This window comes from Pseudomonas sp. MRSN 12121 (genome assembly GCF_000931465.1).
GTDB lineage: Bacteria > Pseudomonadota > Gammaproteobacteria > Pseudomonadales > Pseudomonadaceae > Aquipseudomonas.
Map to the genome: position 1 here is coordinate 3,897,034 of NZ_CP010892.1, position 14,788 is coordinate 3,911,821.

Sequence of the window (14,788 nt, forward strand, 5' to 3'; positions counted from 1 at the left end):
CGGGCTCACGCTTTCTGCGACCAGCAAGAGCCACTTTTCCGGTGCAGCGCGAATTAGCCGTCCTGACGGGTACTGACCTTTTGTGTGCAGGGGTGATCAGGCTCGGATGCCGCCCTCTTATCTGCTCGCGACATGAAACGCTGATAGCACTCCAGGCCACAGAAGTGCACGACATACTCGGAACCTTCCGGCGTCAGTGCGGCGTCAAGGGGAATGTCCTTGCAGCATTCGCAGCAGCTGATGGTGGAGGTGTTGTTTGTGTTCATGATGGGGGTTCCTCCATCGTCCAAGAAAACCTAGCAACGCTTTCCCCCCGTGACTGAGCGCCGATCGACCTGCAGCCTCCCTGCCCAACTCGGCAGTGGTGGTCGCGCCGTGCTCCGAGCGGGTCACGGTCGCTTCCGAAAGGCCTGCAATGCCGCTCGCAGGAAGAGGATGAAGAAAACCGCCAGCACGAGCGTCGCGAGGCTCCACTGCTCGCTGACGAACGCGCCGGCCGCTGTCCCCGAAAGCAGCAATGCCAGCACCGGCAGATGGCAAGGGCAGGTGAGCGCGGCGAGCACGCCCCAGGTGTAAGCACGCCAGCGGAAGACCTTGCTTGACTCAACGTGATCGGCGTTACGCATAGGCAGAACCTTCGCCGGCGCAATGAGTCAGCCCGGCCAGCTGGGTTGCCACTGCGGCTAAGGCCGCCTGCCGTGCCGTGACTAGCCGGAGCAGGCACTCGACGCAGCCGATCAAGTCGGCGCCATCGTCCGCATCGAGCGCCCGGCAGAGCCGTGCCAATTCGTCGAGCCCGATACCAGACTCGAAGGCGGCGCGCACGAAGCGCAGACGCGCCAGGGACCGCTCATCGAAAATGCCGTAACCGCTCTCCGTGCGCCGCGCGGGGTGCAGCAAGCCACGCAGCACATAGTCGCGCACCACATGCACGCTGACGCCCGCGTCCTCGGCCAGTCTGGATATGGTGTAGGCATTCATCACCGACACTCCCGGTCTTCCCCGCAAACTAGGGCGCTCAGATATTTCCTTCCGGCTAGGCGTTCAGGTAGCCAGATGAGCAATGGCGTAACCCCTAGTGCCAGGAGCAACCACAGCCGGGAGTGATACTCGCCGTTTGGGGCAAACCCATAAGCCAGCAGCGCACCCAGCGCGAGCATCAGGAAATACGGCCCGGTGATGTAGCAGTGAAGGCGGCGACAGCGCGCGGCGTTGACCAGGCAGGCGCCGCCCATCACGAGTAGCGCGGCGCTCGCTGCCAGGAACAACGCAGGGCGTCGATCCGCCAGAACAAGCGCTATGGTCGCCACGACGGCAGGCAGCCCCCATAAGCTGATTACCTGCCAGGTCTTGCGCAGGCTGTCGCGACTGCCGAGATCGCTTGCCGTGTCGTTCATGCTTCAACCTCGCGCGCTCATTACCCGGCGCAGCAGGACAGCTGCTTGACGTCCTTGGCGAAGGTTTGCGCCGCGAGCTTCAGCCCCTCGACCATCGTCAGGTAGGGGAACAACTGGTCGGCCAGTTCCTGCACCGTCATCCGCGCCCGGATGGCGATGGCGGCGGTCTGGATCAGTTCGCCCGCCTCCGGGGCCACCGCCTGCACGCCGATGAGCCGTCCGCTACCTTCCTCGATGACCAGCTTGATGAAACCCCGCGTGTCGAAGTTGGCCAGTGCGCGTGGCACGTTATCCAGGGTCAAGGTGCGGCTGTCGGTCTCGATGCCGGCGTGGTGCGCCTCCGCTTCGCTGTAGCCCACGGTGGCCACCTGCGGATCGGTGAACACCACGGCCGGCATGGCGTCGAGATTGAGCTTCGCCTCGCCGCCGGTCATGTTGAGCGCCGCACGGGTGCCTGCGGCCGCCGCCACGTAGACGAACTGCGGCTGGTCGGTACAGTCGCCGGCCGCATAGATATCCGGGGCACTGGTGCGCATGCCCGAGTCGATCTGGATGGCACCGCGTTCGTCCAGCTTCACGCCGGCGCCTTGCAGATTCATGCCTTGGGTGTTGGGCGTGCGGCCGGTGGCGACGAGTAGTCGGTCGGCATGCAGCTCGCCATGATTGGTGCTCAGGATGAACTCGCCGTCGACGTGGGACACCTGGCTGGCTTGCGTGTGTTCCAGCACTTCGATGCCCTCCATACGGAAGGCTGCCGTCAGCGCTTCACCGATGGCCGGATCTTCGCGGAAGAACAACGTGCTGCGTGCCAGGACCGTGACCTTGCTGCCCAGCCGGGCAAAGGCCTGCGCCAGTTCCACCGCCACCACCGAGGAGCCGATCACGGCGAGCCGCTTAGGAATGGTGTCGCTCGCCAGCGCCTCGTCCGAGGTCCAGTACGGGGTGTCCTTGAGTCCGGGAATCGGTAGAACGGCCGGGCTCGCGCCGGTGGCGATCAGGCAGCGGTCGAAGGCGACGATGCGCTCGCCGCCCTCGGCCAGTTCCACGCTGAGCGTGCGGCCGTCCTGGAAACGGGCGGTGCCGCGTACCAGGGTGATCGCCGGCGTGCTCTCCAGAATGCCTTCGTACTTGGCGTGGCGCAGTTCGTCGACACGACCCTGTTGCTGGGCGAGCAACCGCTCGCGCAGGACGGTCAGGCTCGTGGTGGACAGTCCGGCGTCGAACGGGCTCTCGCGCCGCAGATGGGCCACATGCGCGGCGCGAATCATGATCTTGGAGGGCACGCAGCCAACGTTGACGCAGGTGCCGCCGATGATGCCGCGCTCGATCAGGGTGACGCGCGCACCGCCTTCCACCGCCTTGAGCGCGGCCGCCATGGCGGCGCCACCGCTGCCGATGACCGCCACGTGGAGCCTGTCGCCATCTTTCCCGGCGCCAATGCTGCCGCTCAACCAGCCCCGCGCCTTGTCGAGCAGGCCTGAGCGGGTAGGTGCCGTGGCGTCTTCGAACGCCGCTCGATACCCCAGGGCCTCGACGGCGGCCTGCATCTGTTCACGGCTTACGCCCTCGTCGACCTTCAGTTCGGCCTTCCCGCTGGCGTAGGAAACATCCGCCCGATGCACGCCGGGGATCTTCTCCAAGGCCTCTTTCACATGCTCGACACAGGAGGCGCAGGTCATGCCGACGATTTGTAGTTTGGTCATAGTGTTATTCCTTCATTTTGGCGGAGTCGGACAGGACGTCGGGGAGCAACGGCGGTGGGCGGGCGACACGAGATCCCAGATGGACACCCCAAACATGAGGGCCAGGCCGATATAGAGCAGCCAGCCGCTCCGCCAGCCGTGAGCCAGCATCAAATACACCGCTATCAGCACCAGGGCCGGGCCGATCAGGCCAGGCGCAGCGCGTCGCCACTGCCGGTGACTGAACCCGCCGAGGGCATTGACGAGCAGGGCCAGCCCGGCAAATAACGGCAGCAGCGTGGTGATGAACAGGCCTTCCCACTGGCTCAGAAAGCCCAGACCGATCGCGGCCCCCAGACCGGCAAGGGCGGGGAAACACGAGGCACAGCCTATGGCAGAAATCAGCACGCCAACGGACCCGGCTTTGTCACCGATCCGCGTGAACAAATTGAAAGGGTTTGCCATCGGAATGCCCGCCTACTGCTTGACGCTGGACGGGTAGCCGGCGTCCTCGGTCGCCTTAGTCAGCGCCTGGACATTGGTCTTGGCATCATCGAAGGTGACGATGGCCTCGCGGTTCTCATAGCTCACCTCGGCCTTGGTCACGCCCTCGACCTTGGTCAGCGCCTTCTTCACCGTGATCGGGCAAGCGGCGCAGGTCATGCCCGGCACCGCCAGAGTGACGGTCTGCGTGGCCGCCCAGGCAGGTGCGGCGACTAGGGTGGCGAGGGCGAAGGATGCAAGCAGTTTTTTCATGGCGGACTCCTGATCAGTAGAACAAGGGAAGGATGTAGGGGAAGCCGAGCGCGACCAGCACCAAGGCCGTTACCAGCCCGAACAGCAGCTTGTAGGTGGTGCGTACCTGGGGCACGGCGCAGACCTCACCCGGTTTGCAGACTTGAGCCGGGCGGAAAATGCGTCGCCAGGCGAAGAACAGCGCGACTAACGCCGCACCGATGAAGAGCGGGCGGTAAGGTTCCAGCACGGTCAGGTTGCCGATCCAGGCCCCGCTGAATCCCAGTGCGATCAGAACCAGCGGCCCAAGACAGCAAGTCGAGGCGAGAATCGCCGCAAGCCCCCCGGCGACAAGAGGGGCGCGCCCGTTTGATGGTTCAGACATGCATTTCTCCTTTCGAGCATGTGAGCGATGGTTTAAGGTTACTTCCGTAGTCAAGTACGGAGTCAAGCAGTATGGAAAACACTGTGGAAAGCCTGACCATCGGCGCCTTCGCCAAGGCGGCCGGGGTCAACGTGGAAACCATCCGGTTCTATCAACGCAAGGGGCTGTTGCCCGAACCGGACAAGCCCTACGGCAGCATTCGCCGCTACGGCGAGGCGGACGTGGCCCGGGTGAAATTCGTCAAATCCGCGCAACGACTGGGCTTCAGCCTCGATGAGGTGGCCGGGCTGTTGCGATTGGATGACGGCGCTCACTGCGACGAAGCGCGCGTGCTCGCCGAGCAGAAGCTCGAGGATGTGCGGGGGAAACTCGCGGATCTGCGGCGGATCGAGTCGGTGTTGGCGCGGCTGGTTCACGATTGTTGTGCGAGCCACGGGACGGTTTCCTGTCCGCTGATCGTTTCGCTGCAGGGGGAAAAGGAACTGCGCTGACTCCGCGCGTTAACCGAGGATTTCCCGATGCGTGAGGCACCTCCGGGGTCGGCTTGCGCTTGGCAAAACAGCGGCGCTCATTGAGCGCCGCTGAATGGCCAAAGGAGCACTTGCATAGGCCACAGGTTAGTACTGCATCAGCAGCTCATGTTCTACTTTGCAGGCGGACAGCCGGGCTGCGCCTCGACCCGGCCAGCCGCCGTGGCCCCCAGTTGCTCAATCTTCTTGGCGGTTTCCGCCACCAAGGCCGCCTCAGCCTTGTCGCGCATAGCGGCGATTCGCTCGATTGAACGGTCGCTCCCGCTCTCGGCCCATACGGTGGATGACAGCAGAGTCGCACCAACTATCAGCAGTAGTCTTAGGTATTTCATAACAGCCTCCTCTCGGGTTTTCTACCCACGAGCCGACTCTATCTCCGTAGTTAAGTACGGAATCAAGGAGAGATGGAGATGAAGGTCCTGGATTATGGCGCTGAGAGGAAATGGCAGGGCTTAAGTGCACTTTCTGTTCCGTTGCTCCCCAAACCCCAAAAACGCGACTTCCCCGAAGCCGAATTCAGCCTGTATTTCCTGGCCCTGGTCGACAAGGCGCAGATCCCGGCCGACGCCGCGGCCCGTCATGAATGGATGAAGTCGATCCCCGGCATCCTCGAACTGACCCACAACCACGGCACCGAGCACGACACGGACTTCGCCTACCACAACGGCAACAGCGATCCACGCGGCTTTGGCCACATCTGCATCTCGGTGCCGGATATCGTCGCCGCCTGCGAGCGCTTCGAAGCCCTGGGCTGCGATTTCCAGAAACGCCTGAACGACGGCCGCATGAAGAGCCTGGCCTTCATCAAGGACCCGGATGGCTACTGGGTCGAGATCATCCAGCCGACGCCGCTGTAAACCGCGATTTTCTGTAGGAGCGAGCTTGCTCGCGATGAGTGCAAGAACAACGCGTTCATTCTGCTGATACGCGTCCTCGTTGACGTTCATCGCGAGCAAGCTTCGCTCCTACGGAAGCCGCGCAAATAAAAACCCCATGGGCCCTGGCCCATGGGGTTTTGTTTTTTCAGCGCTCGGCTCAGGCCGGCGCGGAAGTGCGGATCAGGTGGTCGAAGGCACTGAGCGAAGCCTTGGCGCCCTCGCCTACCGCGATCACGATCTGCTTGTACGGCACGGTGGTCACGTCACCGGCGGCAAACACACCAGGCAGCGAGGTCTCGCCGCGGGCATCGACAATGATCTCGCCACGGGGCGACAGCTCGACGGTGCCCTTGAGCCAGTCGGTGTTCGGCAACAGGCCGATCTGCACGAAGATGCCTTCCAGGTCGACCGTGTTGAACTCACCCGAATCGCGGTCCTTGTACACCAGGCCGGTGACCTTCTGGCCGTCGCCCTTCACTTCGCTGGTCAGCGCGCTGGTGATGACGTCGACGTTCGGCAGGCTGTGCAGCTTGCGTTGCAATACCGCGTCGGCGCGCAGCTTGCTGTCGAACTCCAGCAAGGTCACGTGGCTGACGATACCCGCCAGGTCGATGGCCGCCTCGACGCCGGAGTTACCGCCGCCAATCACCGCCACGCGCTTGCCCTTGAACAGCGGGCCGTCGCAATGCGGGCAGAAGCACACGCCCTTGGCCTTGTATTCCTGCTCGCCTGGCACGCCCATCTCGCGCCAGCGGGCACCGGTAGCCAGGATCAGCGACTTGGCCTTGAGGGTCGCGCCGCTTTCGAAACGCACCTCGTGCAGGCCGCCGGCTTCCTTGGCCGGCACCAGCGCGCTGGCGCGCTGCAGGTTCATGATGTCGACGTCGTACTGACGCACGTGGGCTTCCAGGGCACCGGCCAGCTTCGGCCCTTCGGTTTCCTGGACCGAAACGAAGTTCTCGATCGCCATGGTGTCCAGCACCTGGCCGCCGAAGCGCTCGGCCGCGACACCGGTACGGATGCCCTTGCGAGCCGCGTAGATCGCTGCCGAAGCACCCGCCGGACCACCGCCGACCACCAGCACGTCGAAGGCGTCCTTGGCACTGATGGCTTGCGCCTGCTTCTCGGCTGCGCCGGTGTCGAGCTTGCCGAGAATTTCCTCCAGGCCCATGCGGCCCTGGCCAAAATTCACGCCGTTGAGGTAGATGCTCGGAACGGCCATGATCTGGCGGTCGTTGACCTCATCCTGGAACAGCGCGCCATCGATGGCGACATGCCGGATGTTCGGGTTCAGCACCGCCATCAGGTTCAGCGCCTGGACCACGTCCGGGCAGTTCTGGCAGGACAGCGAGAAGTAGGTCTCGAAGTTGAACTCGCCCTTGAGGGCGCGGATCTGTTCGATCACTTCGACACTGGCTTTCGATGGGTGGCCGCCGACTTGCAGCAGGGCCAGCACCAGCGAAGTGAATTCGTGGCCCATGGGAATGCCGGCGAAACGCAGGCTGATGTCGGCTCCCGGGCGATTGATCGAGAACGATGGCTTGCGCTCATCGTTACCGTTGTCGAGCAAGGTGATCAGGCTGGAAAGACTGGCAACGTCTTTCAACAGCGCAAGCATTTCCTGGGATTTCGCACCGTCGTCGAGAGAGGCAACGATCTCGATCGGCTGGGTGACCCGTTCCAGGTATGACTTCAACTGGGCTTTAAGATTGGCGTCCAACATACGGGCGATTTCCTTTATTCAGATCGAAAAAAAACGCCCGAGCGAATCTCGCCCGGGCGTTCTTGGGGGGCGGTGCAGCTTGCTAGGAGCGGCGGCCCGCCCAGATGTAGCGATTCACAGGACTCAGATCTTGCCGACCAGGTCCAGGGAAGGAGCCAGGGTGGCCTCGCCTTCTTTCCACTTGGCTGGGCAGACTTCGCCTGGGTGGGCAGCGACGTATTGAGCAGCCTTGATCTTGCGCAGCAGCTCGCTGGCGTCACGGCCTACACCACCGTCGTTGATTTCGACGATCTTGATCTGGCCTTCAGGGTTGATCACGAAGGTGCCGCGATCCGCCAGACCGGCTTCTTCGATCAGCACGTCGAAGTTGCGGGAGATGGCCAGGGTCGGGTCGCCGATCATGGTGTAGCGGATCTTGCCGATGGCTGGCGAAGTGTTGTGCCAGGCAGCGTGGGCGAAGTGGGTGTCGGTCGAAACGCTGTAGATTTCCACGCCCAGCTTCTGGAATTCGGCGTAGTTGTCTGCCAGGTCTTCCAGTTCGGTTGGGCAAACGAAGGTGAAGTCGGCCGGGTAGAAGAATACGACGGACCACTTGCCTTTCAGGTCGGCGTCCGATACTTCGATGAACTCGCCGTTCTTGAAAGCAGTGGCTTTGAACGGTTTGACTTGGCTGTTGATGATAGGCATCGGTGATTCTCCATCAGTGGGTAAAAACTTGGGTGGGAAACTTGATGGAGAGAATCCTAACCAATGGACTGGCAGTTGGCTCATTGGCAAAGCTGATGCTGCCGATTAGGTTTGGCTATTAGCGAGCAGTATAAATAGAAGAATTCTTTATCTACTGCGCCAGCGGTTTTTCCTGGACCAGGGCCATGCCCTGAAACGGACTGGCCTCGACGTAACGCATGGCTGACTTAAGGTCTTTCCAGCCGACATAACTCATCAGCGACTTGAGGTCCCAGCCACTGCGATGGGCCCAGGTGGCAAAACCCCGGCGCAGGGAATGGCTGGTGTAGTGATCGCCGGCGACACCCGCACGCTCCAGCGCCTGGCGCAGCAGGGGAATGACGCTGTTGGCGTGTAGCCCTTCTTCGCGCAGATGGCCCCAGCGGTCGATACCGCGAAACACCGGCCCGCGCACCAGGGCGGCAGCGCTGATCCACTCGATATATGCCTGGACCGGGCACAGGCGGCGCAACGCCGGCGTATGCCAGGTCCGGCCGAGGTTGTCGCGATCGCCCTTGCTGCGCGGCAGATACAGGCTGATGCCCGAACCCGCCACCGCCTGCACGTGTTCCACTTGAAGCCGGCACAACTCGTCGCTGCGAAAGCCACGCCAGAATCCCAGGAGAATCAGCGCGCTGTCGCGTCGCGCCCGCAGCAAGGCCGGTTGATTGCCCGCAAGGCGCGCCTGACCGGCCTCTTGCTCGAGCCAGGCAATCACCTGCTCCAGATCCCGCAACTGCAAAGGTTCGGCCTGTTTTTCCCGCGCCGGATGCAATGCCCGAATGCCCTTGAACACCTGGCGCACCACCGGGGCCTTGGTCGGATCGGCAAATCCCTGGCTGTTGTGCCACTGCGCCAGGGCCGAAAGCCGCAACTTCAGGGTGTTGATCGACAGCTCCCCGGCATAAGCCGCCAGATAACGCGCCACGCTGTCGCTGGTGGCCGGCAGGAACCCGCCCCACACCACTTCGAAATGCTCGATGGCCGCGCGATAACTGCGCCGGGTGTTGTCACGCGTCGCCGCGTGCAGGTAACGATCCAGCTCACTCATGAATGTTCGACTCGCTGCGCCAGACGGAAATACCGGCCAGACACGGGACGTTGAACGCCTGACACGGGGTAATACCAGTATATCCCAGGTCAATAATTCGAATATTTTTCTTTGTTTTTACTGTACAATTACTCTTTATACATACCACGTAAAAAAGTACGTAATCGTAGGAGATCCCATGGCTCGTGGCGGCGTAAACAAGGCGGTGGTGCAAATCGCCCGTTCGGCGATCCTCGCCCGGGGCGAACACCCCAGCATCGATGCCGTGCGTATCGAAATGGGCAATACCGGCTCGAAAACCACTATCCATCGCTACCTGAAGGAGCTGGAACAGAGCGAGGCCCGCCGCGCTGCGCCGCAAGAAGCCCTGGAAGAGGAACTGACCGAGCTGGTGCAGAGCCTGGCCAAGCGCCTGCGGGAAAACGCCCAGCTCCCCGTGGAGCAGGCGCAGGCGCTACTGGAAGAGAAACATCAGGAACTGGCGGCCCAGCAAGCCGCTGCCGAACAGGCCCAGGCCCAACTGCAACAGCAACTGCAGACCCAGATATCAGCCCTCGCCAGCGAAAGCGCCCTGCTCCAGGACACCCGCTCGATGCTGCAGAGCGAACAAACCCGCAATGCCGGGTTGAACCAGGCCCTGGCCGACTTCGAACTGCGCCTGCAAGACAAGGACGAGCAGATCCGTTCGCTGGAAGAAAAACACCTGCATGCCCGCGACGCCCTGGAGCACTACCGGAATGCGGTCAAGGAGCAGCGCGAACAGGATCAGCGACGCCATGAAGGCCAGCTGCAGCAGGTGCAGCAGGAACTGCGCCAGGCCCAGCAAAGCGCACTGGTGCGCCAGGACGAGATCACCCAGCTGCACCGCGACAACGAACGCCTGACCAGCGAACAGCGCGCCACCCAGAAGGAACTGCGCCAGGCGCAGGAACAGGCACAGAAGGCGGAAAGCAAGCTGGGGCAGTTGGCCGAGCAGTCCACACGCCTGGGCAGCGAGCACACCCTCCTCCAGGAACGCCTGCGTGTCGCCCTGCTGGAAAGCCACGCACTCAAGCAGAGCCTGGAGCAACAGCTGCAGGACAATCGCCAACTGGAATTGCGCGCCACCAAGGCCGAGGCCAGCCTTGAGGCCTTGCAGCTGGCTGCCGCCGCGAAGGCCGCGGCGGAGCCAGCATCACAGGAACAGCGGCCGGAGCCGCCAGAGAAGGCTTAACCGGCGACCGGCGTGCGCATGGTGACGAACTCTTCGGCGGCCGTCGGGTGCACGCCGATGGTTTCGTCAAAGTCACGCTTGGTAGCGCCCGCCTTCAAGGCAATCGCCAGGCCCTGGACGATCTCGCCGGCATCCGGGCCGACCATGTGGCAACCCAGCACCTTGTCGGTCTCGGCGTCCACCACCAGCTTCATCAGCGTACGTTCCTGGCACTCGGTGAGGGTCAGCTTCATCGGCCGGAAGCGGCTTTCGAAAATCTGCACCTTGTGCCCCGCCTCTCGCGCCTGTTCTTCCGACAGGCCAACGGTGCCGATGCTCGGCTGGCTGAACACCGCGGTCGGAATCAGGTTGTAGTCCACGGAACGATACTGTTCCGGCTTGAACAGGCGCCGCGCCACGGCCATGCCTTCGGCCAGCGCCACCGGGGTCAACTGCACGCGCCCGATCACGTCGCCAATCGCCAGGATGGATGGCTCGGCCGTCTGATACTGCTCGTCGACCTCGATAAAACCACGCTTGTCGAGCTTAACCCCAGTGTTTTCCAGGCCCAGGTTGTCGAGCATCGGCCGCCGCCCGGTGGCATAGAACACGCAATCGGTGACCAGCTCGCGACCGTCCTTGAGGGTCGCCTTCAGGCTGCCATCCGCCTGCTTGTCGATACGTTCGATGTCGGCGTTGAACTGCAGGTCGAGCCCACGCTTGGTCAACTCTTCCTGCAAGTGCTTGCGCACCGCGCCATCGAAACCGCGCAGGAACAGATCGCCGCGATAGAGCAATTGGGTCTGCGCGCCCAGGCCATGGAAAATCCCGGCGAATTCCACCGCGATATAGCCACCGCCCACCACCAGGATGCGCTTGGGCAGTTCCTTGAGGAAAAACGCCTCGTTGGAGCCGATGGCATGTTCGTGCCCCGGAATCTGCGGAATCTGCGGCCAACCGCCCGTGGCGATCAGGATGTGCCTGGCGCTGTAGCGCTGGCCATTGATCTCCACCTCGTGCGGACCGACGAGCTTGGCGTGACCTTCATGCAGGGTCACGCCGCTGTTGACCAGCAGGTTGCGATAGATGCCGTTCAGGCGATTGATCTCGCGATCCTTGTTGGCGATCAGCGTGGCCCAATCGAAGTTGGCCTCTTCCAGGCTCCAGCCGAAACCGGCCGCCTGCTCGAAGTCCTCGGCGAAGTGCGCGCCGTACACCAGGAGTTTTTTCGGCACGCAACCGACATTGACGCAGGTGCCTCCCAGATAACGGCTCTCGGCGACCGCGACTTTCGCGCCAAAGCCCGCGGCGAACCGCGCCGAACGCACACCGCCGGAACCGGCGCCAATTACATAAAGATCAAAATCGTAGGCCATTTCACTCTCCCAGGCAGGCAGACAGCATAACCGCAGATAGGCATCCGGTCAGCGCCAGTGGCTTTACATAAGGGCATAAAACGAAAAAGCCACCCGAAGGTGGCTTTCGCTACAAGGACGAGCTGGCTATCAGTAAGCCTTGCCGGTCTTGTAGAAGTTCTCGAAGCAGAAGTTGGTCGCGTCGATGTAGCCTTCGGCGCCACCGCAGTCGAAACGCTTGCCCTTGAACTTGTAGGCCATCACGCAGCCATTCTGGGCCTGCTTCATCAGCGCGTCGGTGATCTGGATTTCACCGCCCTTGCCTGGCTCGGTCTGCTCGATCAGGTCGAAGATGTCCGGCGTCAGGATGTAGCGACCGATGATCGCCAGGTTCGACGGCGCGTCTTCTGGTTTTGGCTTCTCGACCATGCTGTGTACGCGGTAGATGTCGTCGCGGATCATCTCGCCGGCGATCACGCCGTACTTGTTGGTTTCCTGCGGGTCGACTTCCTGGATCGCCACGATCGAGCAGCGGAACTGCTTGTACAGCTTGACCATCTGGGTCAGTACGCCGTCGCCTTCCAGGTTCACGCACAGGTCGTCCGCCAGGACCACGGCGAAGGGTTCGTCGCCGATCAGCGGGCGGCCGGTCAGGATCGCGTGGCCCAGGCCGCGCATCTCGGTCTGGCGGGTGTAGGAGAACGAGCACTCGTCCAGCAGCTTGCGGATGCCGACCAGGTATTTCTCCTTATCGGTGCCCTTGATCTGGTTTTCCAGCTCGTAGCTGATGTCGAAATGGTCTTCCAGGGCGCGCTTGCCGCGGCCGGTGACGATGGAGATTTCATTCAGGCCAGCGTCCAGTGCTTCTTCAACGCCGTACTGGATCAGTGGCTTGTTCACCACCGGCAGCATTTCTTTGGGCATGGCTTTAGTCGCTGGCAGGAAGCGAGTACCGTAACCGGCTGCTGGGAACAAGCATTTCTTGATCATATGAGTCCTTAAAAGGGCTGTACGTACGAATTTCGGCGCAGTCTAATCAGGCCGCGTGCACCTTACAATGGGCCGCGCTGGCTAACCGCTGCCATCTAAGAGAAATATTGCCGCGGATAGTTCCGCACAGGCGCCACACATCGCTCAGCAGCATCGTACAGATGGGCCGTGGCGTAAACCGCCAGCCGACCGCAGACCCCGCTTTTTTTTAATCCCGACGCCGTGTCCGGGCTCTTGCAATGGGCCGTTTACCGCTATCATGGCGCCCTTGAACCCGCCAACGAGGCAAATAGATGTCGGCAACAAAAAGCGTCAACGGTTACCAGATCAAGAAGTTGCAGGACGGCCAGTGGTGGCTGGTCAGCGCCCAGGGCGAGAGCGTCGCCGGCCCCTTCCCCAGCGAAGCGATGGCCGTCGAAGTGGCCTCGGTATTCGAGGACTCGGCCGGACACGCATCGTCCCGTCGCGGCCCCAAGTCCTGAGACCGCCCTGGCATCGACGAGCCCTGCCCTGCGCAGGGCTTTTTCATGGTGCTCTGTACCGCAATGGCCGTTAGCTATAGCATTTCGCCCCGGGCGCTCGCACAGCGCGCCCAGCCCTGCCCCAGGGCTCAACTTCTCGAGACGGCCCCGCCCATGCACAAACTTCTGGCACTGACCGCAGTACTGGCCCTGACGGGGTGCGCCACCGTCTCCGATACCTATCTGGCAAACGGCGAGCAAGGCTTGAGCATCGACTGTTCCGGCGAGGCCAGCTCGTGGGCCAGCTGTTATGAAAAGGCCGACGCCTCCTGCGCCGGCACCGGTTACCGGATCATCGGCACCGAAGGCACGCCCGCTCTCAAGGACAGCGACAAAACCCTGGGCCAGGATGTCGGCAACTACAAAAGCCGCAGCGTGGTGGTGGTCTGCAAGTGACAGGCAGACTCTGCCTGCCTACATATGGATTTCGGCGAACTTGATGCCCAGGCCGCGCAGGGTGCCAATCAGGTCGTCCAACCGTTCGAATGACTCGACCTCATCGTTGTCATCCACCAGAAAGTAACTGCGCCCGGCGCTTTTCTTGAAGAACACGATCCATTCCCCGGAGTTCGCCGGATTCTGAATCACATGGGTCGCAGAGATATGACCCTCTGCATGCCTCTCCCGGACTTGCGCGCGTTTCATGCTTTCTCCCAAAAAACGATGCCGCCGAAACCAGGGTCTCGACGGCATCTTTGACAATGGCCGACAGTTTATCGGATGCCTTGCCCGATCAGCACGCCCTCCACCGTCTGGCCGTACAGGTTGACCCCGTCATTGGCGTGGAACTTGAGCCGGGTCTTCTCGATGGAACCCTCCACCAGGCGCGGATCCTGCGGCCGCTCATGGCGGTTGACGAACGCCGCCACGTCCCAGGCCTGCTGATCGCTCAGGCTGCCGGACTTGCCCAGCGGCATGTTGTATTTGATGAAGGACGCCGCCGTATTGATCCGATGCATGCCCGCGCCCCAGTTGTACGAATCCTTGCCCCACAGCGGCGGCATGACATAGTCCGCGCCGACCTTCTGGCCCTGGCCGTTATCGCCATGACAGACCGCGCACTGCTGCCGATAGACTTGCTCGCCACGCGCCAGATCGTAGCCCTGGGCCGGCTGGGCGACGTCCGGATAGCCGCGCCCGGGCAACTCGACGCCGATCGGCGCCTTGCTCGCCAGCCAATAGGAATACACCGACAGCGCGGTGATTTCGTAGCTGTCGGCGGCCGGTGGCGTGCCGCCGTTCATGCTGAACTGGAAACAGCCCTGCAAGCGTTCGGCGTAGGTGTTCACCTTGTTGTTCTTCTTGCGGTAGGCCGGATACATCGGATAGGCGCCCCACAACGGCGACGAGTTGGCCAGGCGGCCCTGGTCCAGGTGACAGTTACTGCAGTTGAGGCCGTTACCGACGAACTTCGGCGCCAGGCGCTTGGTATCGACGAACAGCGCGTAGCCGTCGCGGACCATCTTGCCGTAGGCGTTGTCCGGCAATTCGCTCTCCGCCGGCGGCTGGAAATATGGCGGATGGACAGCCGCTACCGCCGGCACCGACACCTGCGACTGATCCTCCATGACCACGTCGGCGCCCTGCGCCTGAAGCGCCAGCAAAGCCAGGAACACACCCACT

The 14,788-nt window shown here is 62.4% G+C and carries 20 protein-coding genes and 1 pseudogene; 5 read left to right on the forward strand and 16 right to left on the reverse strand.

Annotated features, from left to right (window positions below):
- Positions 1-53: 53 nt before the first annotated feature.
- The 8 genes from TO66_RS32670 to merT form a co-directional block, all read right to left on the reverse strand.
- The gene (locus TO66_RS32670) at positions 54-266 is read right to left on the reverse strand and encodes a DUF3330 domain-containing protein (protein WP_004574520.1); all 213 of its coding nucleotides are present in this window, start codon (positions 264-266) and stop codon (positions 54-56) included.
- A 123-nt stretch (positions 267-389) separates the two neighbouring features.
- Complete coding sequence (gene merE / locus TO66_RS17535; protein ID WP_004574521.1) at positions 390-626, reverse strand: broad-spectrum mercury transporter MerE; 237 nt, start codon at positions 624-626, stop codon at positions 390-392.
- Positions 619-981: a mercuric resistance transcriptional repressor MerD gene (gene merD / locus TO66_RS17540; RefSeq protein WP_004574522.1), complete on the reverse strand. Its 363-nt coding sequence runs from the start codon at positions 979-981 to the stop codon at positions 619-621. Before merD ends, merE begins: the two co-directional genes overlap by 8 nt.
- Positions 981-1,397 carry a hypothetical protein gene (locus tag TO66_RS17545; RefSeq protein WP_004574523.1) on the reverse strand — a complete coding sequence of 139 codons (417 nt, stop codon included), beginning with the start codon at positions 1,395-1,397 and terminating at the stop codon, positions 981-983. Before TO66_RS17545 ends, merD begins: the two co-directional genes overlap by 1 nt.
- Before the next feature lie 20 nt (positions 1,398-1,417).
- The gene (gene merA, locus TO66_RS17550; RefSeq protein ID WP_004574524.1) at positions 1,418-3,100 is read right to left on the reverse strand and encodes a mercury(II) reductase; all 1,683 of its coding nucleotides are present in this window, start codon (positions 3,098-3,100) and stop codon (positions 1,418-1,420) included.
- 12 nt (positions 3,101-3,112) lie between these two features.
- Positions 3,113-3,544, reverse strand: coding sequence for an organomercurial transporter MerC (merC, locus tag TO66_RS17555; protein WP_004574525.1), 432 nt, complete (start codon positions 3,542-3,544; stop codon positions 3,113-3,115).
- Between the two features lie 12 nt (positions 3,545-3,556).
- Positions 3,557-3,835: a mercury resistance system periplasmic binding protein MerP gene (merP, locus tag TO66_RS17560; protein WP_004574526.1), complete on the reverse strand. Its 279-nt coding sequence runs from the start codon at positions 3,833-3,835 to the stop codon at positions 3,557-3,559.
- A 13-nt stretch (positions 3,836-3,848) separates the two neighbouring features.
- A complete protein-coding gene (gene merT, locus TO66_RS17565; RefSeq protein ID WP_004574527.1) occupies positions 3,849-4,199 on the reverse strand; it encodes a mercuric ion transporter MerT in 351 nt (116 codons plus the stop codon).
- Between the two features lie 71 nt (positions 4,200-4,270).
- On the opposite strand from merT, the gene merR reads away from it, so the two are divergent.
- Entirely contained in the window at positions 4,271-4,690 is a 420-nt protein-coding gene (merR, locus tag TO66_RS17570; RefSeq protein WP_004574528.1) for an Hg(II)-responsive transcriptional regulator, read from the forward strand.
- A gap of 152 nt (positions 4,691-4,842) precedes the next feature.
- Here merR and TO66_RS33400 read toward each other — a convergent pair whose 3' ends face one another.
- Positions 4,843-5,061, reverse strand: a complete 219-nt coding sequence (locus TO66_RS33400) for a co-regulatory protein PtrA N-terminal domain-containing protein (protein WP_004574529.1) — start codon at positions 5,059-5,061, stop codon at positions 4,843-4,845.
- A 156-nt stretch (positions 5,062-5,217) separates the two neighbouring features.
- Between TO66_RS33400 and gloA the strand changes: the two are divergent.
- Positions 5,218-5,586 (forward strand): annotated as a pseudogene (gloA, locus tag TO66_RS17580) (lactoylglutathione lyase); the annotation flags it as partial.
- Positions 5,587-5,764: 178 nt separating this feature from the next.
- Here the strand turns inward: gloA and ahpF are convergent.
- From ahpF to TO66_RS17595, 3 genes are all read right to left on the reverse strand, one after another.
- Complete coding sequence (gene ahpF / locus TO66_RS17585) at positions 5,765-7,330, reverse strand: alkyl hydroperoxide reductase subunit F (RefSeq protein WP_044463482.1); 1,566 nt, start codon at positions 7,328-7,330, stop codon at positions 5,765-5,767.
- Between the two features lie 123 nt (positions 7,331-7,453).
- Entirely contained in the window at positions 7,454-8,017 is a 564-nt protein-coding gene (gene ahpC / locus TO66_RS17590; protein WP_044463483.1) for an alkyl hydroperoxide reductase subunit C, read from the reverse strand.
- A 151-nt stretch (positions 8,018-8,168) separates the two neighbouring features.
- On the reverse strand, positions 8,169-9,107 hold the full coding sequence (locus TO66_RS17595; RefSeq protein ID WP_044463484.1) for a site-specific integrase: 939 nt from the start codon (positions 9,105-9,107) through the stop codon (positions 8,169-8,171).
- A gap of 178 nt (positions 9,108-9,285) precedes the next feature.
- Here TO66_RS17595 and TO66_RS17600 point away from each other — a divergent pair, with 178 nt between their 5' ends.
- On the forward strand, positions 9,286-10,320 hold the full coding sequence (locus TO66_RS17600) for a DNA-binding protein (RefSeq protein ID WP_044463485.1): 1,035 nt from the start codon (positions 9,286-9,288) through the stop codon (positions 10,318-10,320).
- Here the strand turns inward: TO66_RS17600 and gorA are convergent.
- Positions 10,317-11,675 (reverse strand): glutathione-disulfide reductase, encoded by a 1,359-nt coding sequence (gorA, locus tag TO66_RS17605; protein WP_044463486.1) that lies wholly within the window; start codon positions 11,673-11,675, stop codon positions 10,317-10,319. The genes TO66_RS17600 and gorA overlap by 4 nt on opposite strands.
- Positions 11,676-11,804: 129 nt before the next feature.
- Positions 11,805-12,644: a UTP--glucose-1-phosphate uridylyltransferase GalU gene (gene galU / locus TO66_RS17610; RefSeq protein WP_044463487.1), complete on the reverse strand. Its 840-nt coding sequence runs from the start codon at positions 12,642-12,644 to the stop codon at positions 11,805-11,807.
- Between the two features lie 293 nt (positions 12,645-12,937).
- On the opposite strand from galU, the gene TO66_RS17615 reads away from it, so the two are divergent.
- A complete protein-coding gene (locus tag TO66_RS17615; protein ID WP_044463488.1) occupies positions 12,938-13,126 on the forward strand; it encodes a hypothetical protein in 189 nt (62 codons plus the stop codon).
- A gap of 153 nt (positions 13,127-13,279) precedes the next feature.
- Entirely contained in the window at positions 13,280-13,561 is a 282-nt protein-coding gene (locus tag TO66_RS17620) for a hypothetical protein (RefSeq protein ID WP_044463489.1), read from the forward strand.
- A gap of 18 nt (positions 13,562-13,579) precedes the next feature.
- Here TO66_RS17620 and TO66_RS17625 read toward each other — a convergent pair whose 3' ends face one another.
- Positions 13,580-13,810, reverse strand: a complete 231-nt coding sequence (locus TO66_RS17625) for a hypothetical protein (RefSeq protein ID WP_044463490.1) — start codon at positions 13,808-13,810, stop codon at positions 13,580-13,582.
- Positions 13,811-13,878: 68 nt separating this feature from the next.
- The gene (locus TO66_RS17630; protein WP_409077196.1) at positions 13,879-14,733 is read right to left on the reverse strand and encodes a c-type cytochrome; all 855 of its coding nucleotides are present in this window, start codon (positions 14,731-14,733) and stop codon (positions 13,879-13,881) included.
- Positions 14,734-14,788 lie beyond the last annotated feature (55 nt).